Below are 24,316 nucleotides of genomic sequence, written 5' to 3'. Positions count from 1 at the left end.
GAGCTTGTCGAGGACCACAATTATTGTACTATTTTATTGGCGCAGCAGGAGCCGGCGAAGGCCTGCGGCTTGGCCCGGAACACGAAGCCCATCCCCATGATATAGCCCATCGCTTCGCGGAAGGCCTCGTTGCTTTTGAACTTCGGATCCGGGTTGATGTCGGCGTGCACCTCGAGGGGAAGGCCGTGCCGCACAAAAATCGGGGCCAGCTCGTAGGCGACCTCGATACTCCGGGTCACCTCGTCGAGCATCCGCTCCTTCACGGTCACGCTTCGCTGCACCCGCTCACTCTGAATGAAGAAGAAGCCGCCCCGGCCCTTCCGTAGAAATACGATCACGGTGGCGAAGACGATCTCGCTCCCCCGCACCTGGCTGTCGGAGCCGATCGAAACCTGCAGCTCGTGGCCATCGGCAGCTTCCCGCAAAAGGGTGCGCCGCACTTCTTCCTCAATAGGCAGCCGGATGGGCCTGCCATCCAGCCGCCGCCATTTCTTTTGTGTCATGTCTTTCGTTTTTTTCGATAAGAAATTTGATGCATGAGGCGCGAGGAGAGAAAGAACGCAGATCTTTTATGATGATTAAGATTAGCGCAGATTGACTTTACCCTGTTTGATCGCTATGATTTTGGGGCCGGTCGATACGTAGCTTAACTCCCCAATATTTTCACGCCTCACGCCTCACGCCTCAGTTCTCCAGCGCCAACGTCCGGAACCCGATCACTTCCACGCGGCGCTCCGGTTGTGCCGGCTCGTGCTGCGCCGAGATCTCCGCCAGCGTCATCGGCTTCGTGATGCTGTTGTGAAACCCGAGGTGGTCGCTGAGGCGCTGCGCCCGCTCCACACCCAGCTTTCCGAACTCGTAGCGGGCAATGAGCCGTCCCTGGCGCAGCAGGGCCGGGTCGATGAGCGCGATCGGGCTGTTGAAGGTGCAAACAAGCTGCACGTTCAGGAAGTCGGCGAGCAGCCCATCGGAGATGTTCAACAGGTTTGACACCCCGGAGTGATTGTTCGCACGGCGATCCATCAGCACGTTCTCCGCGTCCTCGATCACCAGCACGGTATTCGGGTTGTCGACGAGGAGATCGATAAAGTCCGGATCCATCAAGTTGCCCGCAACCGTCGGCGAGAGAAAGAGCACGCGCTTTTTCGTGTTCCCCACGAGGTAACGCAGGTACGTCGTCTTTCCCGTGCCCGGCAAGCCGTGGAGCAGCACGATGCCTTTGTCGTCCTTCTGCGAAAGACGCTTGCGAATCACGGCATCCACCGCGGCAAAGTCTCCCTCGTAATAAAGGCCTACATCGAGCCGCGTACGCTTGATCTCCATCGACTTCAGCGTGAGGCCGTACTCGCCGCGCACAATGAGGTTGATCTCCTGCGGCTGCCGGCGCTGCCGCTCGCGAAAGCGGCCGGCCAGCTTCGTACACTCGTCTACGAATGACGCCTGGGTTCCGTTGTGAAGGATCTCGCAGTAATGCCCGATCTCCACGATGCAGCCGTTGCGGAGCACGAAAAGCGTTTTGTCGATCTCGTAGCGCTTGCGGCGGGCATCGTACCACTGGTTCTGAAACTCGTCGGCCAGCAGGTCCGCGAATCGCTCGCGGAAGGCCGCCAGCAGCTTCTCTCCCGCCAGGCAGGAAATGAAGTGCCGGCTCGGGACACGCCCGAAGTGCGACAGGTAAAATGCGCGGCTGTCGGGAAATATATCGCCGAGGGCCGCATTGGCGCTTACCGTCTTTTGATCAAATATGTTGTCCATCTTACTGTTATTAGGTCCGTATTTATACGGCGTGGAATAATTTGTTTCGTTACTCAATTCATTTTGCCGGACCGGGCAAAGCCGATCGGCGCTTCTTTCGGCGCGTTCCGGAAGGCGGCCAGTGCGCGAATCAGTCCGTTAGCCCAGGCATAGTCGCCGTCGTGGAACAGCTCTACGTAGTTGGGACCGATCTCAACAAGCCGCGCGCCACCAAGCTGCAGTATGCTGCGCGCGAAGGCCACTTCGCCATCCTCGTGGTCGAAAAAGCTGTGCTGCCAGGTTTTGATCACCTCGCCACGCAGTTGCTCCCAGAGCCAAACGGAGGCATTGCTGCCGTCGATATCGCCAATGGCGCTGACGCTTGGCAACCTGTCGAACTCAAGTACAAACAGCGTCCGCACGTCGAAGAACGGGCCGCTGAAGAGGCCTGCCGGTGCGTGAATCCGGCGGCCGAAAAATCTCCGGAACATAAAAACCTCTCTTTTTTTTAGAGGCCGGGGAGCGGGAATCGCCTCCCGGCCTGTTGTGATTATTTCGGAACGAACAGCGCTTTCAATTGCCCGAGCACGTGCCCGAAGCTTCTTTCGCCGCTCCGGCCAGTGCGGGAGCGGTCAGTTTCTTCGGTACTACGCTCCGGCAACAGTCGGCGAAAGAGCGCGGTAAGGGCTAATACGACCAGGAGAAATTTCATGGCTTCGGTTGTTTTGAGCGCGCACAAAAAAGCCCGGTTCCTTGCAGGGACCGGGCGCGCCGAAGCCGTCTGGAGGCTATCGGAATAGGTGCGCTCGTCCCGGGGAGGGGCATAGGTCGGCCGGCCGGCTGCTGCTAGCAGCAACCGTTGGCAGGCACAGGGCCCCAAGGGATATTCGTGTGCGTTGCGGGTTACACAAAATCATTTTTAGCGTTCAGTTGTTTATTTCTGCCGGGCAGGAAAGCGGTATAAAAAAACCCCGCTGGCATGCCGCGGGGTTGAGTATGTTGAATTCTGGTTTGCCTTACCAAAACGCACTACCGGCCCCGCCGAAAAGCTTGCCCAGGGGGCTGAAGCTGTTCATTTCGTTGATATGTAGCTGGTAGCGGCTCATGTTGTTTGCGTTATTTGAATTGCGCTGCAAAGTAGACGTTCTTTTTTCCAACGAGCAAACTATTTCGTGAAAATATTTTTGCAGCATTCCTGCAAAAGAAGATGCCAGACAGTATTTCTACGGTACGCCAATGATTTGCTAAAAACAGGGTATTCCTGGCGGCGCCCCTGTGACCCTCCGGCCGGAAACCCGTACCTTTAGCCAGCACCATGAAAAAGATCTTCTTCCTCCTCCTGCTCGTATCCGGCAGCGCCTCCGCACAGCGCCTTACACTCAGCGACCTGCTCAAGCTGACGGACAGCCGCAAGGACACCGCATCCGTATTTCGCTACATCCGTCAGCGCGGCTTTACCGTGCGTGGCCGCACCGACGACGGCAACGTAGTGCTGATGGGCGACCGCGACAAGACGAAGAAGCGCTTTACCGAAATGGTCTTCGTGAATCTCGCCGGCGACGAGGTGCTGATGATCCAATACGGCACGCGTCTTCCCGACAACTACACAGCTATCCGCCGCCAGATCGCCGAGGACGGTTCGTTCAACACGCTGCCGCCGCAGGCCGATAAGGAAGAAGTGATCGAGACGTACTCCTCGAAGCAATACCTCATTGCCATTGAAACGGTGGCCAACCAATCGCACTACGTCATCAGCATACGACCCAAGGTGCTGCCCCGACTGCGGCAGGGTGATTAATTGCCGGGAACATAACTATAACCGAAGTCAAAATTCAAAAGGCAAAAGCACGGACGCTCCTTTTTGAGTTTTGACTTTTTCATTTCGAGGTCAAAACAATTTCATCTGCTCGCCGGGCCTGCGGAATTGCGTGCAGTCGAGGCCGAGCCGCTCATGCGTCAGCCCGTACTTTTTCGTATACGCTTTGTACTGGTCGGCCACGAGCTGCGCGATATTGCCTTCGCCGCGCATGCGCCGTCCGAACTCGCTGTCGTTTACCTTCCCGTCATGCCCCGACTCGATCAGGTGCCACACCTTATCGGCGCGATCGGGAAAGGTCTTGTACAGCCAGTCGTGAAACAGGAGCTTGACAGCACCATTGAGCCTCACGAACGTGTAGGCCGAAAAGGTCGCGCCGGCCTCGCTGGCGGCCTTCAGGATCGCCGGCATTTCGTGCTCGTTTAGCCCGGGAATCATCGGCCCGAGCATCACACCGGCCTGCACGCCGGCCTTGCTCAGGGCGGCAATGGCGCGGATCCGCTGCGCGCCCGTAGTCGTGCGCGGCTCGAGCACCCGGCGGAGGTCCTCGTCGAGCGAGGTGATGGTCATGATCACCGAGGCGAGTCGTTTTTTCCCGAGCTCCTGCAACAGGTCGAGGTCGCGGAGCACGCCCGCGTTCTTGGTAATGATCCCTACGGGCTGGTTGAACTCGAGGCACACTTCGAGAAGACTGCGGGTAATGCCGAAGCGACGCTCGGCGGGCTGGTAGCAATCCGTATTTCCACTGAGGCTCAGCGGCACGCATTGCCACTTCGGATGCTGCAGAAACTGCCGGAGCAACTGGGCGGCGTTCTTCTTCACATGGATCTTGCTTTCGAAATCAAGGCCCGCGCTGAAGCCAAGGTACTCGAACGAGTTGCGCGCGTAGCAATAGATGCAGCCGTGCTCGCAGCCCTGGTAGGGATTCATACTGTAAAACATCCCCACGTCGGGCGAGTCGACCTTGTTGACCAACGACTTTGCCTGCACCTCGATGAACTGCGTGCGCACATCGGGCTCCACCCACTCATCGATGCCTTCGATATGATCGGTGCTTCGCCAGGTTTTGTCGAAGCGATTAGGCGTATTGAACTGTGCGCCACGGCCCCGCTGGAAAGTTTCTTCTGTCTCTTGCTGCCCGATGCTATGCAGGTTGCTCTTTGTTTTCCGGATGTTATTACTCACTTCGATTGATCTGGTTGACCGGCCGCAAGCGCTGCCGGCGTAATTTTGTTTTATGTGCTTCCGCTATTCGCTTACCCAAAAAGCCGAGCTACTCAACCAGGTTGCGAGCCTGCACTGGGCGCTCGATTTCGAGCCCGTGTACCACGCCAACGGGTTCGAGTTCCCGATCATGCCGGTGATCACCAGCCAGCAGCCCGGAGAGGTACAGGCCTACCACTGGGGACTCATCCCGCACTGGGCGGGCAGCCTGGAGGAAGCGAACAAGCTGCGGGCGCAAACGCTCAATGCGCGGGCGGAAACCGTGTATGAGAAGCCTGCTTTTCGCAGCTACATTCCCAGGCGGCGCTGTCTCGTGCTGGCCGACGGCTTTTTCGAGTGGATGGATTTCAACAAGAAAAAGTACCCGCACTATATCCGCGCCGCCGACAACAGCGTCTTTGCCTTCGCCGGTATCTACAGCCATTGGACCGAGCCGGAAACGGGCGAGCTGTTCCGCACCTTTGCCATCCTCACTACGGTCGCCAACCCGATGATGGCGCGGATCCACAACTCGAAGGAGCGGATGCCCGTCATACTCCAACCGCAGGACTGGACCACCTGGCTGGACCCCGAGCTTCCGAAGGAACGGGTGCAGGAACTGCTGCGGCCCTGCAGCGACGGCTTCCTGCAGGCGCATACGATCGACCGGGGTCTGGCGCGGCCGGGCGCGGATGCCAACCACCCGTCGACCCTGGCACCCGTGCACTACCCCGAGCTCGACTCAGCTTCCGAACAGGCTTCCCTGTTTGAAAGCTGACGGTTGCTGCAGCAACTCCAGGCGCTGCAGCTCCTGCCAAGGACCGCCCTCCTTGCGACGCAGCAGCACGAGCTTGTCGGCCAGGAAGCGCCCGCTGAATTCGCTGTGCTCGCACTCCATCCACATCCCGATAAACTGCATCGGCTTCAGCCGCTGCGCCAGCACCAGGTGTGGCTCGGGAATGAAGTGGGGCTCCTGCCCGGGCACATTCATCAGCCACTTGATCGTACGGAGCTCCTTCACCAGGTCGAGGAAAGGAGTGCGCGTGGACACATGGATATAGATGGTATGCGAAGGATAAGCCGCGAAATTTTCGAGCTCCACTTTGAAAGGCGTCATCGCCATCGTCAGCTGCTGCAGGCGCTCCACGAAGCGGGCCTCCGTGCGCTCGAAGGCATGGCATTGCAGCACCGTCAGCGCGGGCGCGGTCACGAAGAGCGGCTTTACGCGATGCCGCTCGTGGAGGCGATCGCGCAAGCCGCCCACGCGCTCCTGCAGCGCATCGGAGAGGGGCACAACGAGACGGTATTCATGAACACGGTAGCCGGGGAGGGCGGTTGCTGGGGTATCCATAGACGTTGGTTTGCTTTTTGCTAATTTAATTAGCATAAATTTACCCAAATTTTTAGCAAACCAAATTTTTTGTTATGGACGCCAACGATTACTTTCTGCCTTCCGGACACGGCATTGATCTCAACGAGCAACTGGTGCGCAACAAGGCGGCAACGTTCTACCTGCGTGTCAACAGCAATGCAATGAGCGGTGCGGGTATCCAGGAAGGCGATGTGGTGATCGTTGACCGGTCCATCGAGCCGGAGAGCGGGCAGGTGGTGATCGCGACCGTCAACGGCGAGTTGCTCATACGCCGGCTGGAGCGCGAGGGCGCACACAGGGCGCGCCTGCTGCCGGCGTCGAAGCTGGCGCCGATCGCGCTGGAAAACTATTCGGAGAAACTAATCTGGGGCGTGGTGACTTATGTCATCCACCATATGTGAGCGCCCGAAATGACGCTAGTGCGCCACTTCTTCCAGCATCAAGGCATTCGGTGCATAGCGTGGATTCTTACCGGCCAGCGCCTGCAGCAGCGTCGCTACGTTCTTTAATCCAATAATGGCCGCCCACTCGAAGGGACCATGCGGGTAGTTGGTGCCGAGCTTCATGGCCGTGTTGATCTCTTCCTTCGTGCTCACGCCTTCCGACAGGGCATGGTAGGCCTCGTTGATGATCATGGCAATGACCCGCGGGCTCACGAAGCCGGGTGTATCGGGAAGCCATTCGATCGTCTTGCCCAGCGCCGCGGCACCCGCTTCAGCTCCTGCGCGCAGCGATGCTGCGGCCGCGGCCTCGATCAGCGGAGCCGCTTCAAAGCCGCGCCAGCCGTTGATCCGCACGAAGGCATCCATGCCGGCCGTTGCACCGGCCACGTCGCTGACCCAAACGGGCCCCGTATGGGTGCGCAGCTGGCTGATGCGCAGCTCGGTGCCATCGAAGAGAAGGTCGAGCAGCAGAACGCCCGCGGGGGCTTCTTCGGGTGTCTGGATCCAGAGCACTGTGGCCGGGTCGGCCGCCGAAGCGGCCCAGGCGCCGTGGAGCGCGGCCTCGCCGATGATCGCAATTTGCATGGCGCAAACCTAGGCCATCGCCGCAAATTTCTACGCCGGCGGGCCTGATTTATCCGGATATTCGGCACATGGAAAAACAGATCCTTACTACCGGCAACGCGCCGGCGCCCATCGGGCCCTACAACCAGGCGGTGCGCTACGGCGACCTGCTCTTTATCTCAGGCCAGATCTGCCTCGACCCCGCCACCGGCGAGCTCCGCAACAGCACCCTCCAGGAAGAAACGCAGCAGGTGATGAGCAACCTGAAGGCCATCCTCCAGGAAGCGGGCCTCGGCTTCGGCAATGTGCTCAAAACGACGATTTTTCTTACCGACATGAACCGCTTCTCGGATGTCAACGAGATCTATGGCCGCTTTTTCGAAGACGCCTTCCCCGCCCGCGAAACGGTGCAGGTGTCGGCACTTCCGCGGTTTGTCAATGTGGAGATCTCGATGATCGCAGGCCAATAAAGAAGTTTGTAGTTTGTGGTTTGTAGTTTGAAGTTGACCTGCTCGTTCCTACCCCTTAACGACAAACCACAAACCACAAACTACAAACTTGACTCATGCGCTTCCTATTCACCCTTCTCCTTCTCCCTTTGTCTTTGATGGCCCAGAACCTGGAAACTCCCGATCGCCTTTACGGTGTTTTGTTTACCGACGTGCAGCAGAGCGGTCTCTTCCCCGACAGCAAGACCTTCGTGGACGCCATCCCGAAGCGCGACCCGGCGCTCATCGTCCAGGACTACGTGTCGATCAGGAACAACCCGGCGATCCGCTTCAGCCTCGAGCACTTCGTGGAAGAAAACTTCTTTCTCCCGCAGAAGCCCATCTCCGATTATGAATCGAATGAGCCGGATGTGGAAGCGCATATCAACCGACTGTGGCACGTGCTCCACCGGAAAGCCGACAGTGCCGCATCGGGCTCGTCGCTACTGCCCCTGCCCCACTCCTATATCGTGCCGGGCGGCCGCTTCCGCGAGATCTATTACTGGGATTCCTATTTCACGATGCTGGGTCTCCGCGAGAGCGGCGAAGACAGTACCATCGAAAACATGCTGCGCAACTTCGCCTGGCTGATCGACACCTATGGCCACATCCCGAACGGGAACCGCAACTACTACCTGAGCCGATCGCAACCGCCCTTCTTCAGCCTGATGGTGGAGCTGCTTGCCGGCATCAAGGGCGACCGTATTTATACGGAGTACCTTCCGCAGCTGCACAAGGAGTGGCGCTACTGGATGGACAGCAGCGGCGCCACGCAGCACGTGGTAACGATGCCCGACGGGAGCCTGCTCAACCGGTACTGGGACGAGCTCGACATCCCGCGGCAGGAAGCCTGGACCGAAGACATCGAAACGGCCAAGCACCTGGCAGAGCAACAGCGCCCGCGCGTATACCGCGAGCTCCGCTCCGCCGCCGAGAGCGGCTGGGATTTCAGCAGCCGCTGGTTCCGCGACGGCAGGACCATTGAGTCGATCCATACCACCGACCTCGTACCCGTAGACCTTAACTGCCTGCTGCAGCACCTCGAGCTGACCATCGCCAAAGCGGCACGGCTGAAGGGAATCACCGCTACGGCAAAGCGCTTCGAGGCGGCCGCGGCCGCACGAACACGCGCGATCCGCCGCTATTGCTGGTCGGCGCGGCGCGGCTGGTACATGGATTACGACTGCAACACGAAGCGCGCCGGCCATGTGCCCACGCTCGCCGGCCTCTACCCCTTCTTCCTCGGCATCGCCGAAAAGGGGCAGATGCGCGTGGCGAAGAAGCTCCTGCAAACACAGTTTCTAAAACCCGGCGGCGTTGTAACGACGCTGCGCTATACCGGTCAGCAGTGGGACGCGCCGAATGGCTGGGCCCCGCTGCAATGGGTTACGGTCGCCGGCCTCGAGCGCTACGGGGAGTCGGCGCTGGCCCGCAACATCGCCGGTCGCTGGGTGGCCCTCAATTTGCGTGTGTACCGCCAGAACGGCAAGCTTACCGAGAAGTATGACGTGGTGCATGCCAACAAGCCCGGTGGCGGCGGCGAATACCCGACGCAGGACGGCTTCGGCTGGACCAACGGTGTGCTGCTGGCGTTGATGAAAAAGTATCACATTCACTAACGTCATTGCGAGCGAAGCGAAGCAATCTGCTTCATAGCAGGAGATTGCTTCTCCGCCGCTGGCGGATCGCAATGACGATTAGCTCCGCCCTCTACACCCACACTCCAGACTTCAAACCACAAACCACAAACTCCAAACTCCAAACTACAAACCTCCCTATGAAGCAATTGCTTCGCCGAATCTTGTTGAAGCCCGTACTCAAGCTCTCCGCCCGGCTCTCGTCGGCGCCCGACAAGGCGCGCGTATTCGCCGCGCTGACGAAGCTGCTTGGCTGCCTGCGCGAAGGCAACTTCAAAAAGGGACTGGTGCTACCCTTTGCGCCGGCAAGCGGCAAATTCATCATCTTCTCCGACCAGCATAAGGGCACCCGCAACGGTGCCGACGACTTCGCCAACTGCGAGCCAGCCTACCTCGCGGCGCTCGCGCATTACAACAGCGAAGGCTTTCACTACATCGCCCTCGGCGACTGCGAAGAGCTCTGGGAAAACAGCTGGCTTGGCGTTAGCAAGGCACAGGCCCCGTCGTTTGCCGCGGAGCGTGCCTTCCTCGACCGGGGTGCATTTACCAAGATATTCGGCAACCACGACCTGCTCTGGGACAACGATCCACTGGCACCTGTATATCTACGGTCGGCCTTCGGAAGCTCCGTACCGATTTATGAAGGCGTGCTGCTCCGCACCGAAACACCGAAAGGTCCGCTCGAGATCTTCTGCACCCACGGACACCAGGGCGATGAGGTCAGCGACGGCAACTGGTTCAGCAAATTTTTCGTGGCCCGTGTGTGGGCGCCGTTTCAAAGCTGGCTCCAGATCAACCCGAACACACCGGCCTACGACACCACGCTTAAAACGCTCCACAACTCGATGATGTATGAATGGAGCGCCGCCCAGCCCAACCTGCTCCTCATCACCGGCCATACCCACCAGCCCGTGTTCGAATCGCTGACGCATATCGAGCGCCTCTACCGGCAGCTGCTGTACGCCCGCGCCGACAACGACCCGTCCGTTCCCGCGATCGAAGCGGAGATCAAAAAGCGGCAGTTCGAATACAGCCGCGTCTCCGAAGACTACCTGAAGCTGAAGCCTTCGTACTTCAACAGTGGCTGCTGCTGCTTCTCCGACGGCGAGATCACCGGTATCGAGATCAGCGAGGGGCAGCTCCGTCTCGTGAAATGGCGCCGCGAAGGCACGGAGATAAAACGGGATGTACTTGAAGAATCGCCGCTGGAGGAATTGCACCGGGGGTTATGACCGAATCTGCTAATGGGGGTAGTCTGCTAATAAATCTGCTAATGTGCTAGTCTGCTGGTCTGCTAATCGTTGTAGCTACCAATAAAATGATAAAGCCCCCGCCGAATGGCGGGGGCTTTGTGTAGTAGCAGATTAGCAGACTAGCACATTAGCAGACTGCTTACTGCTTGAATGTATTGTTTTTGCGATCTACGTCGGGAAGCTTCTTGTCGGGGTCGATGACAACCTCGGTGATGGGCGACGTGCTCGGAACCGTGAAGCTCCAGTAAGGACCGCGCTGCCATACTTCCACGGGAAGCGTAAGGCGGTAGGTCTTGCCGTTGCTTTCCTTCACCAGCACCGGCACCGGCATAGCCATCTGCTCGCGGTTGACGATCTCGATGGAGGCTCCTTTCTTCGGATCCTTGTCGTTGTACCGGACGCCGGTCACAGCCTGGTCGAGCTTCCAGTTGTCGAACACCCAGCCGCGCCAGAACCAGCCAAGGTCTTCGCCGCTTACGTTCTCCATTGTGTGGAAGAAATCCCAGGGTGTGGGGTGCTTGAAGGCCCAGCGCGCCACGTAGGTACGGAAGGCACGGTCGAAGCGCTCGGGGCCGAGCACCACATCGCGGAGGGCCGTGAGCATCATCCCGGGCTTGAAGTAGGCCGTGATACCCAGGTTCGACTGCTGCACCACGTCGGGGATCGTCCACAGCGGGTCCATATGGCCGCTGAAGATGTATTGATTCATCTCGTCGCCGGAGCCGATGGCCGAGGAGGCGAACTCACCCTTGTTGAAGGCTTTCGTGGAGCCGTCGTTGATGAAGGTGTTGAAGCCCTCGTCCATCCAGGCATACTTGCGCTCGTTGGAGCCCACGATCATCGGGAACCAGGTGTGGCCAAACTCGTGGTCGGTGACGCCCCAGAGATCGCCGCCCGAGTCGCTGGCGCTGCAGAAAACGATGCCCGGGTATTCCATGCCGGCCACGTTGCAGGCCACGTTGGTGGCAACGGGATAGGGAAACTCGAACCACTGCTTCGAGTAGTATTCGATGGATGCTTTGGTGAACTCGGTGCCACGCTGCCAGCCATCTTTCTTGATGCTTTCCACGGGGTAAACGCTTTGGGCGAGGGCCGTCTTGCCCGAAGGGAGGTTGATGCGGGCTGCGTCCCACACAAAGGCGCGGGAGGCGGTCCAGGCGGCGTCGCGGGCGTTGTCGATGCGGAAGCGCCAGGTGAGGTTGGCGCCGGCGGGGCGCGAGTTGCGGTTCGTCACTTCCTGCGCGGAGCGGATCGTAACGGTCTTGTCGGAAGTACGTGCCTGCGCGAGGCGTGCCCGCTGGTCGGCGGTGAGCACCTCGTTTTCGTTAAGCAGGCTGCCCGAGCCGGCGATGATCAGGTTGGCCGGTGCGGTGATGCTGTAGGTGATGTCGCCGTACTCGAGGTAGAACTCACCCGCCCCCAGGTAGGGCAGCGTGTTCCATCCATAAATATCATCGTACACGGCCATGCGCGGAAACCACTGGGCGATGGCGTAGATCCAGCCGTTGCGGGTACGCATCCGTCCCATGCGGTCGGTGCCGCGCTCGGGGATTGTGAAGTTGTAGGCAATGGTCAGCTGCAGCTTCGCGCCTGAAGCGAGGGCGGTGGGCAGGAATACCTGCATCCGCGTATCGGTGATGCGGTACTGCGGCGTTGAGGGCTGACCGTTCATGGTCACCGTAACGTTGAGCAGCGAGTCGCCCGACGTGAAGGCCGGGTTGGCCCAGCGGCCGCCGGCCTCGGTGGTGGTGGCGGTGGCGCGTGAGCCCGACTGGTAGATATTCTGATCGAGCTGCAGCCAGAGGAAGGTGAGCGCGTCGGGGCTGTTGTTGGTATAGGTGATCGTAACCGACCCGGCGACGCTGTGGCGCGCGGTATCCAGCGTTACGTCGACGTTGTAATCGGCGCGGTTCTGCCAGTATTTCGGGCCGGGGGCGCCGGATGCGCTCCGGAGCTCACTGCCGGGCCAGGGATAGAAGTGCGGGGTAAAGACGGCGTGATGGTCATAGTTGGATGGGACCTCAACGGTTGCCGACGTGTCTACCTGGGCCATTGCGGCGGCCGACCAGAGCAGGGCGGCCAGGGCGAGAAAGCGTTTCTTCATATCAAATAAATAGAAACGGAAGGTAGGGAGAAACCAAGCCGGAGATTCCAGATGCCCGATCCGGGCTGCCAGATTTAGCGTTTTCTGTGTGAGCGGTATTCGAGCAGCAACACGGTGGCCACACCGAGCGTGTAAGCCAGCAGGTCGAGCCATTCGAAGCCGGTGCCGATGACCGTGCGCGCAAGGACGTTGTGGGAAAGCCCAAGCCGCTGCACGATGCGGAAATACTGGAGCGTTTCGATGCCGTAGGCAAAGAGCAGCACGGCGAGGGCGATCTTCCAGGGCGCGGCATCGAGAAACGAGCGCACTCCGCAATAAAGAAGTATCACCACGAGGTAGTCGCCGCCATAAGGACGTATGAGCCAGTCGCGGACGTACAGGGCGATCAGTACTTCTACAATGAAGAGCAGGATGGCGAGGAGAAAGTAGCGGCGGTGGAAGCGGAGCATGAAACTGGAAAGTACGTAGGTTCGTTGAGGAAACGATAGTTGGCGGAGTGAGCCAATCCTTGCTATCGTACAACTACAAGTTTTGGTAAACACCGGCGCGCAGCACGAGCGTTTCATATTTCCCGGCAAACCCTTCATCGTCCGTTGCAACAGGAACCAGCAATTTCCTGCCGCCGTTCCTGATTTTGATCGTAGGAACCCGCTGCCGTTCGGTGAACTTGTTTGTATCAAATTCGACAAAGATGTTCGGCGCTTTTCCTGGGAAGAGGCGGGGGCTCAGGAGCCGGTTCCCGCTGATCGAAAAGGCGCGCAGTTCCTGCCAGGGCAACGCCGTAGACCCCTGTCCGAAACCCTGGGCAATGTAAAAGGTCTGCCGGCCATTTCGAACGGCGCACAGCGCGTCGTAATACATCATGGAGTTTGAGCTGGCAGCATCCGGTTCGCCAAGAAGCTTACTGCGTACCGCACCGGACAGCACCTTATAGAAGGCGATCGTGGCGTACTCGATCATCGTTCCACCCATCCGCGTATCCCAGGACAGGAGGCAAAGTTTCTTATCCGGCGACGTAACGATGTACAGCCAGTCGAAGTCGAAGCTGTCCTTCAGCGTAAATACAATGTTCCTGAACCGGTACAATGTCTGCTCCAGCTTTTTGTTTTCGGCGGCTATCAGCTCGGGGTCGATCCTGCGCACGCTGTCTATGTATTGGAAGTGGCGCCGGATAGCCCTCTTGAACTGTTTTAGTTGCTGCGATTTGCTGGTATTTGCTGCCGGGCCCTGTGCTTTTGCAAGGAGGCACGTAAAAACAAACAGCAACACGATTAGTGGCTTCATCGGTTCAGGTACAACAACCCGGATCGCGGGTCGCTGAAGGGAAAGTTAGGAATTCCGGGGCCCTTGGCGATAACATTTCTTTCGCCCAATTATACCGCCCGAATTATTTCTTTAGCTCGACGATCGATTCCATCAGCTCGTTCACGAAGAGGCCTGCCTTTGCAAAATCAGCATCTGCCATGATCGGCGCATTGATGGTAAGGATCTTTCCGCCGATCACGGTTGACGCGAACAGCTGGATGCGCACTGGCTGCTGCACACCGGCTGCCGTGTTGCCGACGCGGAAATACCAGAGGAACCAATAGCGGCCTTTCAGCGGCACCCATTGGTTGTTGGGATTAATGACCCCGATGCCCAGCTCGCTGGCAAAATAATCGAGCTCGTACTTCGAGTAGGCCGCCAGCAACTCCTTTTGCTCCGCTACGCTCAGCACGCGGATGTTCTTCCTCAGCCCGCCGACGGCAAGCGGCGCCACCTGGATCAGCTGCCCGTCAACCAGCGCCAGCTGTCCTTGTAGCGTCACCTCTTTGCGGGCGGTGCAAAGCCTGATATGAAACGAAGGACCATCGCAGAGAATATCAGATGACGTCTTTCCGTTCACTACGCGCAACGTACAGTGGGCGTTTGAAAAGGAGAGCTGGCAGTCGGCACCTGCAAATAGAAAGTTACAGAGTAGTGTAAGGAAGAATGTTCTCACCATAAGCTGTCTAAATATAGGGTTGAAATGGAGTTGGCAGTAACCCGCGAAAAGCGTTGGTAGCAACCTGCCCCGTTAGGTGCGAGGCCAACCGTATGAATGTGCTGCCTCGCGAAGGCGCAGGCCAGCTCATTCGTTGCCTTTTGAAGGAGGTAGCGGCGGGCGGAGCCAGCGCCAGATGATATAGCCGAGCAGCAGCAGCACGAGCACCCGAAGCCAGGGCACGGCGTGGCCGATCGCCGCTGCGGGCCCGGGAGCCGCTCCGGGCCGAATCTCCGCCGGAAGCTGCAGGCGTCCCGAAAGTGCCAGCAGGACGCCGCCGCAGAGACAGATGAACGCCGGGAAGTAGACCGGCATCCCGTGCAGCCTTCCCGCCTTCACGACGCCGAAGAGCAGCACGGCACCGAGGAGCGCGCAAAACGCCAGGAGCCAGTATTGACCGGTGGAAAGCATGCGGGCAAGTTAGGGCTGAAGCGGCGGGAAAAGAAGCAAGCTGCCCTATGAACGAGCCATACATAGCGTAACAGCCCGATACGTAGAAAGGCCGTCCGCAGGAAGCTCAACCATTCGAAATGCCCGTACGCAGCACGCTGCATAGTATGGTGCTGCCAGCCCTTGGCATAAAATTTACTGCCTTCCCACGCCGGCATCGACCGTCAAGGCAGAGCCGGCATTAAAAAAAGAAATATGAAAAAGATTTTCCTGGTTGCCGGCGTGGCACTCCTTGCCGCCTGCAACGACACGTCTACCTCATCTGAAAAGAACGTAGAGGGCAACTCCATGACGGATACGGCCAGAACGACCAACAACGCCATGGGCAATGGCACCGATACGGGAAGCACCTACTCGACCAACGGAACCGGCGCGACCAACACGACCACAACTACCACCAGCACTACGTCTACAAGCAGCAGCCAGGCCTACTCGCCCAGCGAGGGTGACGTTACCCGCCGCAATGGCAAGGTGATGGTGTACCGCAACCATAGCTGGGTTTCGGCCGACCGTGATATGAAGGGCGACAATGGCGTCACGATCACGCACACCGGCACCGTTACCCGCGAGGGCAAATCCGTAGATATACAGGAAGGCGAGACCGTTACCAAAACCGGTAACTTCTTCGACAAGGCCGGCAATGCCGTCTCGAATGCCTGGGATAAAACCAAGGAAGTGGGTAAAGATGTGGGCCATGCCGTGGGCAATGCCGCGAAAAAAGTGGGCAATAAAGTAAAAGACGCCGTCGACAAAGACGACGACAAACACTAGACTGATACGGAAACAACCATAAGAAAGCCGCTCAAAGGAGCGGCTTTCGCCTTTTACCGTATTAAGCTCCCAGTGACGGTTTGAAAGGAGCCAATGGGCCGGCCGGTCACGAAGAAGGGGAAAGACTTTCGAACCGCTCGCGTGTCATCAGCCAGCGCTTTACGGGCTGCTCGAAGTTGAGCGATCCGGGCACGGTGACGTATTCCCGGTCGAAGAGGAAGCCCGCTTTTTCGAGCGTCCGGTTCGGCGCATCGTTGTGCGCATAAGGCTGGCTCCAGAGCCGTTGCAACTGCAGCTTCCCGAAGAAATACGGGAGTGCGCCCCGGACCATCGCGGTGCCGAAGCCCTGCCCGCGCTGCGCCCCTTCCCATAGGTGCAGGTGCATAAATGCTTCGTTGCCGAACCGGGTTGGATTGGTATTGCAATGCCCGATGGGCCGCCCGTCGACCTCGCCGATGAGGCAATAAGCGATCTTCTCTTCGTAAGGTGTTTCGAGCTGGCGCTGCAGGTTGGCCGCGAACGCTTCCGGCGGCGGCACTTTGCTGAGATCGACACCCATCGCGAGCAGGTGCCCGGGCGACGATTCGGTCCAGTAGCGGACGATGAAGGGAATATCGGAAGCGAGCAACTCGCGGACGCGTAACATGCTGAATGTTTGAACAAACATAGGCTCTTTGTCCCAGCGCTGAGTGGTCCACCGTTACCGCGCATTTACTTCCGGGATCGTTCGACGCAACAGCTCAATGGCAGCAAAAAGTATTTTTTGTACCCGCTTTTACCGGGCTTACGCAAAGATCTTCTCGGCCTGCGCCACGCTGTCCGGCTTCCCTACGTCAAGCAGTTTGGAGCCGCTGTGGTCATAGCTGGAGATCTTGTTGTCGTGTGCGAGCTCGAGGTAAAGATCGATGAGCGAAAATTTGCCGGTCAGCTTCGTGAGCGAGAATACCTGCGGCTCAAAGAGGGCAATGCCGCTGTAGGCCTTTTCGAAATACTCCTTCGCGTCCAGCACAAGCTTCTCCTCACCGGTGCTCTTGTTGCGCCAGCCGCAAAGCCGGTCGTACTTGTTGAAGAGCAACTTGCGCGACGAGTCGCGGTCGGTAACAGCAAGGGTGATGACGGCATTGTCCTGCTGGTGCTCCACGAGGAAATCTTTCAGGTTGGCATCGGAGAGAATGTCTGCGTTGAGCGTAAGGAAGGTGCCCGACTCCAGCCACTGCTTCGCCTTCAGCATCCCGCCACCGGTGTCGAGCAGCTCGTCGCGCTCATCGGAGATGTGGATATGCGCGCCCCAGCCGCCGGCCTTGCTGATCGCACCCTCCACCTGGTCGGCAAAGTGATGCACGTTGACGACGATCTCGTTGATGCCGTACTGCTGCAGGTACTCCACGGAGCGCTGCAGGAGCGTCTTTCCGTTGACAACGGCCAGGGCTTTCGGCTGCGTATCGGTCCAGGGCTTGAAGCGTGTGCCGAGCCCGGCGGCGAAGATCATTCCTTTCATAGAATAGGTTTCAATTTATAAGCTGCAGGACTCGTGAATCGTCAATCGGCAATCGTGAAGGCCCTCCGCAGCGCTTCCCATAGGGAAGCGAAACCGTCCCCCCTAATGCTGTTCATTTGGTATACCGCATTACCGATTCACGATTGACGATTCCCGACCGCTAGAGTTCTTTTTTATTAATCCAGTTCTTGGCTTCCTGCACCGTGTGGCACAGTTCCACCTTGACGTTGTACTTGTTGCGCAAATGCCTTGCCAGCGCGTCGGCGGCATAGACGCTGCGGTGCTGGCCGCCCGTGCAGCCAAAGCTCACCGAGAGATGGGCAAAGCCGCGCTTGATATAATCTTCCACGGAAATATCGACGATGTCGAACACCGAGTTGAGAAACTCGGGCATTTTGGTGCGCTGCTCGAGAAACTCCATCACCGGCTTGTCGCGGCCATGGATCTCCTTGTACTCGTCGAAGCGGCCCGGGTTGAGAATGCCTCGGCAGTCAAACACGTAGCCGCCGCCATTGCCGCTGTTGTCGGCCGGGTAGCCTTTTTTGTACGAGAACGAGCAGACGCTGACCACGAGCGGGGTTTCGTCGGTTGCCCGCAGTGGCGTGAACTGCGCGAGCACGCTGTCGGCAACGCACAGGTCGAGCACCCGGCGCAGCTCGGGCAGCACGATCCCCGGTGACGAATCGCTAAGGAAGTCGCGCAGGTTTTGCAGCGCCAGTGGAATCGATGTAAGGAAGTGCGCCTTGCGCTCAAAGAGGCCGCGGAAGCCGTAGGCGCCGAGCACCTGGAGCAACCGTATTAATACGTATCCGTTGTACTGGCTGCGAAACATGGCGCGGTCGGGCTCCGTGGGCAACAGCGCGCCGAAGGCATCAAGGTAGTCCTCGAGCAGGCGATCCTTCCAGTCGGCCGGCAGCGCGGCTTTCGCCTGCCAGAGCAGCGAAGCCACGTCGTATTGCGGGGCACCCTTCATCCCGCCCTGGAAATCGATGAACCCGACACCGCCATCCTCACGTACAAGGATGTTGCGGCTCTGGAAGTCTCGGTACAGGAAGAAGCGGTACTCGGTATGCGTGAGGTAGTTGGCCAGCGCCTCGAAGTCGTCGATCAGCTGCTGCTTGTCGTAAGGCTGGCGGAGGGCATCGAGAAAATAGTATTTGAAATAAAGCAGGTCGGCCATGATCGCCTGCTTGCCGAACTCGCGGTTGGTGAGGCAGCGGCTGTAGTCGAGGCCTTCATCGCCCCGCACCTGCAGCCGTGCGAGCTGGCGGAGGCTTTCGCGGAAGAGGCTGTAGACGGCATCGCTGTAGCCTTCCTCCTCGAGCACCTGGAGCAGCGAGCGGTCGCCGAAATCCTGCTGGAGGTAGGTCGTTTTGTCCGCACTCATGTGCAGCAGCGCCGGCACGGCAATGCCCCGGTCGTGAAAATGCTCCGCGAAGTAGGCGAAGGTCTCGTTCTCGCGCACATTGGCGCCCCAGGTACCGATAACGCTGCGGTCGTCTTCGGCGGTGAGGCGGAAGTAGCGGCGCTCGGAACCGGCCTGCGGCAGCACGTCGACACGGGCCGGCGGCTTGCCCGCCCATTGCGTGTAGAGCTCGGTAATGGTATCGATCAGGGTTTGCATCAAACGAAGGTAAGAAGCGGTGACCGGCAATCGGCGACCGGCCCGTCAGGGAAGGGACCGTGACTTTCCGGATATGGTTTTTGGAATGAACGGATAGGGAAAAAAACTTCTGCGTCAATCACAGAATCCTGAAAGATCTGCGTTCTTTCGCTTCATGAACCCCGCCTCGATCGCCGACATCAAATCCGCGCTGAAGAACTGCGACAGCAAGGAGCTCACGGAGCTTGTGCTGCGCCTCGCCCGCTACAAGAAAGACAATAAGGAGCTCCTCTCCTACCTGATCTTTCATGGCGACGACCTGCCGGCCTACCTGCGCGAGGTAAAGGAGGAGATGGACGAGGGCTTTTCGGAGATGAGCAAAAGCAGCGTGTACCTCGCCAAGAAAACGATCCGCAAGGTGCTGCGCCTCGCCAACAAGCATATCCGCTATACGGGTTCTAAGGAGGCCGAGATCGAGCTGCTGCTGCACTTCTGCCTCTCGCTGAAGGGCTCCAAGCTGGCGCTCAACAAAAGCACCGTGCTGATGAACCTGTACAACGGGCAGCTGAAAAAGATCCGCGCCGCCATCGCATCGTTGCACGAAGACCTGCAGTATGAGTACCTGCGGGAGCTGGAACGGCTGGAATAATGGGGCGCTTCGGCCAGGCTCAGCGTGACAGCGAACAATGCAACATTTATCGGAGCCCGCAACCGAACCATACATTTGCGCCATGATCCAACCCGCAGAGATCCGCTGGGGCAACAGCCTGCTACATAAGCGCAACGGAAAGGTGCAGCAGGTAGCCTGCGGCGCCGACCAATTCAGCCTGATCGCGCAGGGCCGGCTGGCCGACCTCTACCCCGTGCTGCTGAAAGCCGAAGTGCTGCTGGCAAACGGCTTCACCGAAAACAAGGACTACGCGCTGTACCCGCAGGCCCGCGAGTTCCGACGCGTGCTGGTCGTCAAAAGCGGGGCGCAGCACGAGCTGCTGGCCTACGTCAAAAGCAACGGCGAATGCCTTGCCTGGGCGACCGCTAACGGCCTGCAATCTTCCAACGCGGTATTCCAGCTGCACCAGTTGCAGAACCTGCACTTCGCGCTAACTGGCTTGGAACTGTAAGAAAGGTTCAGGAGGTTCAGCAAGGTTTAGATAAGGTTAGAAGTAGCGAATAAGAAAGCCCCGCAAGTTTGCGGGGCTTTCGTTGATTTTGGTTGAGACCCGATCAGGGCTGTGCAAAAGCGGCGCGGGGGCCACCGGAGCTGAAGATCGCCAGCGAGCGGCTCTTCTGGCCACTGGTGAACAGGTACATGCACCGATCGTACGTATAGTCCATGTAGTTCATGGTCATTTCGTTGTGGGTACCGCCGGTGCTGCAGCTGCTTACTTTCGGGTAAGCGGGGCAACCGCCGTTCGACGTTTGTGCCGTGGGAGTATCGCCTACGAGGTCATCGCCGCAGGTAGCATCACCCCAGATGTGGCGCAGGTTGAGCCAGTGGCCGATCTCGTGGGTAGCCGTGCGGCCCAGGTCGTAGTTGGAGATGTAGGTTCCGCTGGGGCACTTCGTGCGCGAGCCGAAAGAGGAATACAGGATCACGACGCCGTCGGTAGCAGGGTTGCCACCGGGGAACTGGGCGTAACCAAGGAGGCTTTGACCCAGGTTGCAGGACCACATATTAAGCTTCGTAGCGGGGCTCGTGGGATCGATGCCACCGAGGCTGCTTTTCTTCACAGCATCGTTGGTGCCCCAGCTTTTCTTGTTGGATTTCTTGCGGTTCACGGCATCCAGCACGAAGCGGATACCGTAGTTGGCGCGGATACCATTCCACTCGGCGGGCGTCTGGCTTCCGTCGGCATTCGTGTTGTTATAGTCCTCGTTCAACACGTCGATCTGCGACTGGATCTGGGCGAGGGAAATGTTTTCGGCAGCAGCATTGTACACTACGTTCACCACTACCGGGATCTCGATCACCCCGTTCACGAGGCGACCCGTCTGGATCGTGGTTTCGGTAAAGCGCTCGATGTCGGCCATGCGCTGACGCATACCCGGATCTTCCTGCAACTGGCGGTCCAGCACTTCCTGTGCGCCGCAGTGGCGGATGCTGTTTTCTTCAATGATTTGCGAAGCCTGCGGCTCCGAAGCAATCTTTTTCTGGCAGGAGACGGCAAGCAATACGGCACAAAAGCCAAAGAGGAACTTCTTCATGTTGTCGAAATGGTTTGTGTGTGTTAAGAGGTTGACACCCGTAAGTTAACGAAATGTTATCGGAACCGGCGTGGCTTTTTTCGTCCCTGTACCGGTTTCCCTTTACAAGCCCGGCCGTACGGGGCGCGGGTTTCCGCTCAGAGGTTGCGCATCCGGATGGTCACCTGGAGCACTGTGTGGTTGGCCAGCGTGAGCTTGTTGTCGTCGAAGGTCGGGGCCGCGGCAAAGGGCAGGTTGTTGCGGGAAGCGCCATAGCCTTCGCGCGGGATGCCAAGAAAGTTCGTGTCGAATTTGCGGTTCCTGTTGGCATCGTGAAAGACAAACACCGCGTAGGTGCCCGGCTGAAGGTTGCTGAAGGTCGCCTGCGCCCTGCGTTTCGAAATGGCCACCTGCTGGCATTGCAGCGGCGCGCCTTCTTTGCCCCGGAAGGCTTCGGCCTTGTCGAACAGGCATACCTGGCAAACCCCGTTGTCGTTGCGCAGGTTCACGAGTTGCGCCACGATGCTGCTTTGCGCAGAGGCGCGCGCGGCAATGGCCAGGCACAGGAAAAGCGTCAGGAGTCGACTCATGGTGGTTCGCCTGCAAGTTAAGGTCCTCCTTTGACAAGCTCCCCCTCCGACAGGCCCAGGCTGACAATGAACTCCTGTCACTGACCATGGCCCCACTATCTTTGCGCCCCTATGTCGACAATGGAGCTCAACACCGCGGTGTTGAAAAAGATGGCCCTGCATTTTGTGGGGAGTAAGAATAACCTGGACCCGCTGCTGATCGCCGATAAAGAACTGCCGATCGAGGAAGGCGCAAAGGAGGTGCTCGAAAGCGGCCTGCTGGCGCGGTTCCGCAACGTGGGCGAGCAGTTTGCCTTTCACCACGATTCGTCGCTGCAATACAACGAGGTATATAATTACTGCCGCGGCATCTTTCACAATCCCGATGATTTCGTGGCGCTGTCGGGGCAGATCGCAAGGCACCTCTATGCCGCGTCGACGCACCCGCGCGTCAAGGGAGGCGAGCTGTATGTGACCCTCTTCGAAGGCCTGCCCATCGAGAGCCGCATGCACAAGGCCATCGGGCTGTTCAAGACGGAAAGCAAATCCTTCTTCCTCGATGCCCGCCAGGAAAGCCAGGAGCTGAGCCTCGACCTGCGCGAAGGCGTGGAGCTGGGCAAGATCGACAAGGGCTGCCTCATTATCAACCGCGGCGAAGACGAAGGCTACGACGTGCTGCTGTACGACAACCAGAACCGCGGCGAGGAAGCGCTGTACTGGAAGGAAAGCTTCCTGGGCGTGCAGCCGCAGCGCAACGAGTTTCACCACACGCAGCAATTCCTTTCGCTGACGAAGCAGTTCATCACCGAGCAACTCGAAGGCGAACACGGTGTGACAAAGCAGGGGCAGGTGGAGCTGCTGCACAAGTCGATCGGCTACTTCAAGGAGAAAGAATCCTTCGACATCGACGAGTTCCAGCAGGAAGTATTCGGCGAGGATGAAGGAGTGATCGAATCGTTCCGCAACTTCGGCTCGCGCTATACCGAGCAGCACGACTACGATATCGCCGCGCAGTTCGACATCGCCCACGACGCGGTAAAGAAGCAGGCCCGCATTTTCAAGAGCGTGCTGAAGCTGGATCGGAACTTTCACATCTACATCCACGGCCGCACCGACCTCATCGAAAAAGGCGTGGACCTTGACGGGCGCAAGTATTACAAGATCTATTACCAGGATGAAGCCTGAGCTTGCATTAAAATTTTACTATATTTGACCCCTCGAAAAACGACTACCGCCTTATGGATATGATGGACCCCATGCACACAACCGAAGAACAGGACCTTTTTACCGACATGCAGCCTGAGCTGGTGCAGGCCGATTCGGGCAAGCGCCTGCTCAACCTGATCATCGACCGCGTAGCTTTTTACGGGTTCCTCTTTGTCGTTGGTATGGTACTCGGCCTGATCACGCCGCGCGCCGTTGGATTTTTCCAATCGATCGCAGACAACCCCATCGTCGACGCGCTGCTGACGATGCTGCTCTACGCGCTGTATATGGGCGCGCAGGAGGCGCTTTTCAAAGGCAAGACACTGGGCAAGCTCATCACGGGTACACGCGCCGTGTACCAGGACGGAGGCAGCATCAATGCCAGCACTGCTTTCACGCGTGGCCTCAGCCGGATCGTTCCCTTTGAGCCCTTCAGCGCACTCGGTTCCCCCACGTACCCCTGGCACGACAAGTGGACCGACACCTTCGTCATCGATGAAAAGAAGTCGCGCTACTTCGCCGAAGAGCAGCCTTACTAATCAAAAAGACAACCTAACGATATGCCGGGCCCAGCGCCCGGCATTCTTTTTTCCGGGAAAGGTGCTATGGAGCTGCCTGCGCATACTGCTGCCTTTCAATTCCTGGGTCGCCTCAGCACTCTTCCCGGCTGCAGGGCTGAGCAGTTGTACCGCTTCAACGGGCAACCGTCGCTGAAAGACGCCATCGAGGCGCAGGGTGTGCCGCACGTAGAGGTTGGCCCGCTGCTGCTCAACGGCGCGGCGGCAACGCTGTCATCAGGACTGTTTCCCGGCAGCAGCGTCGTGGTCGGCCCCGACGAGCAGCCCTGGCCGGAGGCGCGCTTCGTGCTCGACGTACACCTCGGCAAGCTCGCCCGGGCCCTGCGTCTCCTCGGCTTCGACAGCGCCTACCAAAACGATTACAGCGACCCGCAGCTGGTGGCCATTGCCGTTGCCGACGACCGGGCGCTCCTTACCCGCGATGTGGGCCTCCTCAAGCACCGCGTACTGACGCGCGGCTACTGGCTCCGCTCGCAGCAGGCGGAGGAGCAGGTACACGAGTTGCTGCTGCGCTATGGGCTCCGCGGGCAGGTCCGGCCCTTTGCGCGCTGCCTCGCCTGCAACGGCGTCATCGCGCCTGTATCCGAAGCCGACGTACGCGATAAGATACCACCGAAGGTGCTCGGCTTCCGGCAGGAATTCTTTCGTTGCCCCGACTGCCTCCGTGTATACTGGAAGGGCACGCACTACGAACGAATGCAGCAGTTCATACAGCGCATCACAGGGCATCAATGATGTCTGATGTAGGATCTCGGATGTCTGATGTACTATCTTTATTGCGACTGATATCAGATGTAATTCCATTAAGAAAAAAAGCTTC

At 58.7% G+C, this 24,316-nt stretch carries 28 protein-coding genes; 12 read left to right on the top strand and 16 right to left on the bottom strand.

Translation table 11 applies throughout. The annotated features are described in order from the left end of the window. Nucleotides 1–20: 20 nt before the first annotated feature. The 3 genes from ACYU7Z_RS14480 to ACYU7Z_RS14470 form a co-directional block, all read right to left on the bottom strand. The gene (locus ACYU7Z_RS14480; RefSeq protein ID WP_460571693.1) at nt 21–503 is read right to left on the bottom strand and encodes a ribonuclease H-like YkuK family protein; all 483 of its coding nucleotides are present in this window, start codon (nt 501–503) and stop codon (nt 21–23) included. 181 nt (nt 504–684) lie between these two features. Next, complete coding sequence (locus tag ACYU7Z_RS14475; protein ID WP_460571691.1) at nt 685–1,755, bottom strand: AAA family ATPase; 1,071 nt, start codon at nt 1,753–1,755, stop codon at nt 685–687. A 53-nt stretch (nt 1,756–1,808) separates the two neighbouring features. Continuing rightward, nucleotides 1,809–2,225, bottom strand: a complete 417-nt coding sequence (locus tag ACYU7Z_RS14470; protein ID WP_460571689.1) for a hypothetical protein — start codon at nt 2,223–2,225, stop codon at nt 1,809–1,811. A gap of 824 nt (nt 2,226–3,049) precedes the next feature. Between ACYU7Z_RS14470 and ACYU7Z_RS14465 the strand changes: the two genes are divergently transcribed. After that, nucleotides 3,050–3,532, top strand: coding sequence for a hypothetical protein (locus tag ACYU7Z_RS14465; RefSeq protein WP_460571687.1), 483 nt, complete (start codon nt 3,050–3,052; stop codon nt 3,530–3,532). Between the two features lie 90 nt (nt 3,533–3,622). On the opposite strand, the gene ACYU7Z_RS14460 is transcribed toward ACYU7Z_RS14465, so the two are convergent. Continuing rightward, nucleotides 3,623–4,735, bottom strand: coding sequence for a radical SAM family protein (locus ACYU7Z_RS14460; protein WP_460571685.1), 1,113 nt, complete (start codon nt 4,733–4,735; stop codon nt 3,623–3,625). Between the two features lie 52 nt (nt 4,736–4,787). Between ACYU7Z_RS14460 and ACYU7Z_RS14455 the strand changes: the two genes are divergently transcribed. Then, nucleotides 4,788–5,531, top strand: coding sequence for an SOS response-associated peptidase (locus tag ACYU7Z_RS14455; RefSeq protein WP_460571683.1), 744 nt, complete (start codon nt 4,788–4,790; stop codon nt 5,529–5,531). On the opposite strand, the gene ACYU7Z_RS14450 is transcribed toward ACYU7Z_RS14455, so the two are convergent. Beyond that, entirely contained in the window at nt 5,496–6,104 is a 609-nt protein-coding gene (locus ACYU7Z_RS14450) for a 2'-5' RNA ligase family protein (RefSeq protein ID WP_460571681.1), read from the bottom strand. The genes ACYU7Z_RS14455 and ACYU7Z_RS14450 overlap by 36 nt on opposite strands. A 74-nt stretch (nt 6,105–6,178) precedes the next feature. Between ACYU7Z_RS14450 and ACYU7Z_RS14445 the strand changes: the two genes are divergently transcribed. Continuing rightward, nucleotides 6,179–6,526, top strand: a complete 348-nt coding sequence (locus tag ACYU7Z_RS14445; protein WP_460571679.1) for a LexA family protein — start codon at nt 6,179–6,181, stop codon at nt 6,524–6,526. Between the two features lie 15 nt (nt 6,527–6,541). Here the strand turns inward: ACYU7Z_RS14445 and ACYU7Z_RS14440 are convergent, their stop codons facing one another. Beyond that, nucleotides 6,542–7,153: a 3-hydroxyacyl-CoA dehydrogenase family protein gene (locus ACYU7Z_RS14440; RefSeq protein WP_460571677.1), complete on the bottom strand. Its 612-nt coding sequence runs from the start codon at nt 7,151–7,153 to the stop codon at nt 6,542–6,544. A gap of 68 nt (nt 7,154–7,221) precedes the next feature. On the opposite strand from ACYU7Z_RS14440, the gene ACYU7Z_RS14435 reads away from it, so the two are divergent. The 3 genes from ACYU7Z_RS14435 to ACYU7Z_RS14425 all read left to right on the top strand — a co-directional run bounded on the left by ACYU7Z_RS14435 (nt 7,222) and on the right by ACYU7Z_RS14425 (nt 10,489). Beyond that, entirely contained in the window at nt 7,222–7,602 is a 381-nt protein-coding gene (locus ACYU7Z_RS14435; RefSeq protein WP_460571675.1) for a RidA family protein, read from the top strand. 95 nt (nt 7,603–7,697) lie between these two features. Continuing rightward, nucleotides 7,698–9,239: an alpha,alpha-trehalase TreA gene (treA, locus tag ACYU7Z_RS14430; RefSeq protein WP_460571673.1), complete on the top strand. Its 1,542-nt coding sequence runs from the start codon at nt 7,698–7,700 to the stop codon at nt 9,237–9,239. A 158-nt stretch (nt 9,240–9,397) separates the two neighbouring features. Continuing rightward, nucleotides 9,398–10,489: a metallophosphoesterase family protein gene (locus ACYU7Z_RS14425; protein WP_460571671.1), complete on the top strand. Its 1,092-nt coding sequence runs from the start codon at nt 9,398–9,400 to the stop codon at nt 10,487–10,489. Nucleotides 10,490–10,649: 160 nt separating this feature from the next. On the opposite strand, the gene ACYU7Z_RS14420 is transcribed toward ACYU7Z_RS14425, so the two are convergent. The 5 genes from ACYU7Z_RS14420 to ACYU7Z_RS14400 form a co-directional block, all read right to left on the bottom strand. Continuing rightward, nucleotides 10,650–12,614: a M1 family metallopeptidase gene (locus ACYU7Z_RS14420; RefSeq protein WP_460571669.1), complete on the bottom strand. Its 1,965-nt coding sequence runs from the start codon at nt 12,612–12,614 to the stop codon at nt 10,650–10,652. 74 nt (nt 12,615–12,688) lie between these two features. Then, nucleotides 12,689–13,063, bottom strand: coding sequence for a ribosomal maturation YjgA family protein (locus tag ACYU7Z_RS14415; protein WP_460571667.1), 375 nt, complete (start codon nt 13,061–13,063; stop codon nt 12,689–12,691). Nucleotides 13,064–13,136: 73 nt separating this feature from the next. Further along, complete coding sequence (locus ACYU7Z_RS14410) at nt 13,137–13,898, bottom strand: hypothetical protein (RefSeq protein WP_460571665.1); 762 nt, start codon at nt 13,896–13,898, stop codon at nt 13,137–13,139. 103 nt (nt 13,899–14,001) lie between these two features. Then, nucleotides 14,002–14,499 carry a hypothetical protein gene (locus ACYU7Z_RS14405; protein ID WP_460571663.1) on the bottom strand — a complete coding sequence of 166 codons (498 nt, stop codon included), beginning with the start codon at nt 14,497–14,499 and terminating at the stop codon, nt 14,002–14,004. A 225-nt stretch (nt 14,500–14,724) separates the two neighbouring features. Continuing rightward, complete coding sequence (locus ACYU7Z_RS14400; protein ID WP_460571661.1) at nt 14,725–15,048, bottom strand: hypothetical protein; 324 nt, start codon at nt 15,046–15,048, stop codon at nt 14,725–14,727. A gap of 234 nt (nt 15,049–15,282) precedes the next feature. Here ACYU7Z_RS14400 and ACYU7Z_RS14395 point away from each other — a divergent pair, with 234 nt between their 5' ends. After that, nucleotides 15,283–15,858, top strand: a complete 576-nt coding sequence (locus ACYU7Z_RS14395) for a DUF6799 domain-containing protein (protein WP_460571659.1) — start codon at nt 15,283–15,285, stop codon at nt 15,856–15,858. A 106-nt stretch (nt 15,859–15,964) separates the two neighbouring features. Here ACYU7Z_RS14395 and ACYU7Z_RS14390 read toward each other — a convergent pair whose 3' ends face one another. The 3 genes from ACYU7Z_RS14390 to ACYU7Z_RS14380 form a co-directional block, all read right to left on the bottom strand. Continuing rightward, complete coding sequence (locus tag ACYU7Z_RS14390; RefSeq protein ID WP_460571657.1) at nt 15,965–16,504, bottom strand: GNAT family N-acetyltransferase; 540 nt, start codon at nt 16,502–16,504, stop codon at nt 15,965–15,967. 138 nt (nt 16,505–16,642) lie between these two features. Next, nucleotides 16,643–17,356, bottom strand: a complete 714-nt coding sequence (locus ACYU7Z_RS14385) for a nucleotidyltransferase family protein (protein WP_460571655.1) — start codon at nt 17,354–17,356, stop codon at nt 16,643–16,645. 160 nt (nt 17,357–17,516) lie between these two features. Continuing rightward, nucleotides 17,517–18,980 (bottom strand): RapZ C-terminal domain-containing protein, encoded by a 1,464-nt coding sequence (locus tag ACYU7Z_RS14380; RefSeq protein WP_460571653.1) that lies wholly within the window; start codon nt 18,978–18,980, stop codon nt 17,517–17,519. A gap of 154 nt (nt 18,981–19,134) precedes the next feature. On the opposite strand from ACYU7Z_RS14380, the gene ACYU7Z_RS14375 reads away from it, so the two are divergent. Both ACYU7Z_RS14375 and ACYU7Z_RS14370 read left to right on the top strand, forming a co-directional pair. Then, the gene (locus tag ACYU7Z_RS14375) at nt 19,135–19,608 is read left to right on the top strand and encodes a hypothetical protein (RefSeq protein ID WP_460571651.1); all 474 of its coding nucleotides are present in this window, start codon (nt 19,135–19,137) and stop codon (nt 19,606–19,608) included. 82 nt (nt 19,609–19,690) lie between these two features. Then, complete coding sequence (locus tag ACYU7Z_RS14370) at nt 19,691–20,080, top strand: hypothetical protein (protein WP_460571649.1); 390 nt, start codon at nt 19,691–19,693, stop codon at nt 20,078–20,080. 103 nt (nt 20,081–20,183) lie between these two features. Here the strand turns inward: ACYU7Z_RS14370 and ACYU7Z_RS14365 are convergent, their stop codons facing one another. Beyond that, complete coding sequence (locus ACYU7Z_RS14365) at nt 20,184–21,164, bottom strand: zinc metalloprotease (protein ID WP_460571647.1); 981 nt, start codon at nt 21,162–21,164, stop codon at nt 20,184–20,186. A gap of 137 nt (nt 21,165–21,301) precedes the next feature. After that, a complete protein-coding gene (locus ACYU7Z_RS14360) occupies nt 21,302–21,733 on the bottom strand; it encodes a DUF2141 domain-containing protein (RefSeq protein WP_460571645.1) in 432 nt (143 codons plus the stop codon). Nucleotides 21,734–21,844: 111 nt separating this feature from the next. Between ACYU7Z_RS14360 and ACYU7Z_RS14355 the strand changes: the two genes are divergently transcribed. The 3 genes from ACYU7Z_RS14355 to ACYU7Z_RS14345 are packed head-to-tail and all read left to right on the top strand — an operon-like array spanning nt 21,845 to nt 24,231. After that, nucleotides 21,845–22,897, top strand: a complete 1,053-nt coding sequence (locus ACYU7Z_RS14355) for a nucleoid-associated protein (protein ID WP_460571643.1) — start codon at nt 21,845–21,847, stop codon at nt 22,895–22,897. Nucleotides 22,898–22,950: 53 nt separating this feature from the next. Then, nucleotides 22,951–23,457, top strand: coding sequence for an RDD family protein (locus ACYU7Z_RS14350; RefSeq protein ID WP_460571641.1), 507 nt, complete (start codon nt 22,951–22,953; stop codon nt 23,455–23,457). 21 nt (nt 23,458–23,478) lie between these two features. Continuing rightward, nucleotides 23,479–24,231 (top strand): Mut7-C RNAse domain-containing protein, encoded by a 753-nt coding sequence (locus ACYU7Z_RS14345; RefSeq protein WP_460571639.1) that lies wholly within the window; start codon nt 23,479–23,481, stop codon nt 24,229–24,231. Nucleotides 24,232–24,316 lie beyond the last annotated feature (85 nt).

The sequence above is a fragment of the Flaviaestuariibacter terrae genome (genome assembly GCF_054777635.1).
The sequence above is the reverse complement of the archived record's forward strand: the minus strand, read 5'-3'. Positions and strand labels throughout refer to the sequence as shown.

Bases quoted from the DNA above. Each gene is read 5' to 3' on its own strand.
- ACYU7Z_RS14480 (WP_460571693.1), bottom strand. From the start codon at position 503: ATGACACAAAAGAAATGGCGGCGGCTGGATGGCAGGCCCATCCGGCTG.
- ACYU7Z_RS14475 (WP_460571691.1), bottom strand. From the start codon at position 1,755: ATGGACAACATATTTGATCAAAAGACGGTAAGCGCCAATGCGGCCCTC.
- ACYU7Z_RS14470 (WP_460571689.1), bottom strand. From the start codon at position 2,225: ATGTTCCGGAGATTTTTCGGCCGCCGGATTCACGCACCGGCAGGCCTC.
- ACYU7Z_RS14465 (WP_460571687.1), top strand. From the start codon at position 3,050: ATGAAAAAGATCTTCTTCCTCCTCCTGCTCGTATCCGGCAGCGCCTCC.
- ACYU7Z_RS14455 (WP_460571683.1), top strand. From the start codon at position 4,788: ATGTGCTTCCGCTATTCGCTTACCCAAAAAGCCGAGCTACTCAACCAG.
- ACYU7Z_RS14450 (WP_460571681.1), bottom strand. From the start codon at position 6,104: ATGGATACCCCAGCAACCGCCCTCCCCGGCTACCGTGTTCATGAATAC.
- ACYU7Z_RS14445 (WP_460571679.1), top strand. From the start codon at position 6,179: ATGGACGCCAACGATTACTTTCTGCCTTCCGGACACGGCATTGATCTC.
- ACYU7Z_RS14440 (WP_460571677.1), bottom strand. From the start codon at position 7,153: ATGCAAATTGCGATCATCGGCGAGGCCGCGCTCCACGGCGCCTGGGCC.
- ACYU7Z_RS14435 (WP_460571675.1), top strand. From the start codon at position 7,222: ATGGAAAAACAGATCCTTACTACCGGCAACGCGCCGGCGCCCATCGGG.
- treA (WP_460571673.1), top strand. From the start codon at position 7,698: ATGCGCTTCCTATTCACCCTTCTCCTTCTCCCTTTGTCTTTGATGGCC.
- ACYU7Z_RS14425 (WP_460571671.1), top strand. From the start codon at position 9,398: ATGAAGCAATTGCTTCGCCGAATCTTGTTGAAGCCCGTACTCAAGCTC.
- ACYU7Z_RS14420 (WP_460571669.1), bottom strand. From the start codon at position 12,614: ATGAAGAAACGCTTTCTCGCCCTGGCCGCCCTGCTCTGGTCGGCCGCC.
- ACYU7Z_RS14415 (WP_460571667.1), bottom strand. From the start codon at position 13,063: ATGCTCCGCTTCCACCGCCGCTACTTTCTCCTCGCCATCCTGCTCTTC.
- ACYU7Z_RS14410 (WP_460571665.1), bottom strand. From the start codon at position 13,898: ATGAAGCCACTAATCGTGTTGCTGTTTGTTTTTACGTGCCTCCTTGCA.
- ACYU7Z_RS14400 (WP_460571661.1), bottom strand. From the start codon at position 15,048: ATGCTTTCCACCGGTCAATACTGGCTCCTGGCGTTTTGCGCGCTCCTC.
- ACYU7Z_RS14395 (WP_460571659.1), top strand. From the start codon at position 15,283: ATGAAAAAGATTTTCCTGGTTGCCGGCGTGGCACTCCTTGCCGCCTGC.
- ACYU7Z_RS14390 (WP_460571657.1), bottom strand. From the start codon at position 16,504: ATGTTACGCGTCCGCGAGTTGCTCGCTTCCGATATTCCCTTCATCGTC.
- ACYU7Z_RS14385 (WP_460571655.1), bottom strand. From the start codon at position 17,356: ATGAAAGGAATGATCTTCGCCGCCGGGCTCGGCACACGCTTCAAGCCC.
- ACYU7Z_RS14380 (WP_460571653.1), bottom strand. From the start codon at position 18,980: ATGCAAACCCTGATCGATACCATTACCGAGCTCTACACGCAATGGGCG.
- ACYU7Z_RS14375 (WP_460571651.1), top strand. From the start codon at position 19,135: ATGAACCCCGCCTCGATCGCCGACATCAAATCCGCGCTGAAGAACTGC.
- ACYU7Z_RS14370 (WP_460571649.1), top strand. From the start codon at position 19,691: ATGATCCAACCCGCAGAGATCCGCTGGGGCAACAGCCTGCTACATAAG.
- ACYU7Z_RS14365 (WP_460571647.1), bottom strand. From the start codon at position 21,164: ATGAAGAAGTTCCTCTTTGGCTTTTGTGCCGTATTGCTTGCCGTCTCC.
- ACYU7Z_RS14360 (WP_460571645.1), bottom strand. From the start codon at position 21,733: ATGAGTCGACTCCTGACGCTTTTCCTGTGCCTGGCCATTGCCGCGCGC.
- ACYU7Z_RS14355 (WP_460571643.1), top strand. From the start codon at position 21,845: ATGTCGACAATGGAGCTCAACACCGCGGTGTTGAAAAAGATGGCCCTG.
- ACYU7Z_RS14350 (WP_460571641.1), top strand. From the start codon at position 22,951: ATGGATATGATGGACCCCATGCACACAACCGAAGAACAGGACCTTTTT.
- ACYU7Z_RS14345 (WP_460571639.1), top strand. From the start codon at position 23,479: ATGCCGGGCCCAGCGCCCGGCATTCTTTTTTCCGGGAAAGGTGCTATG.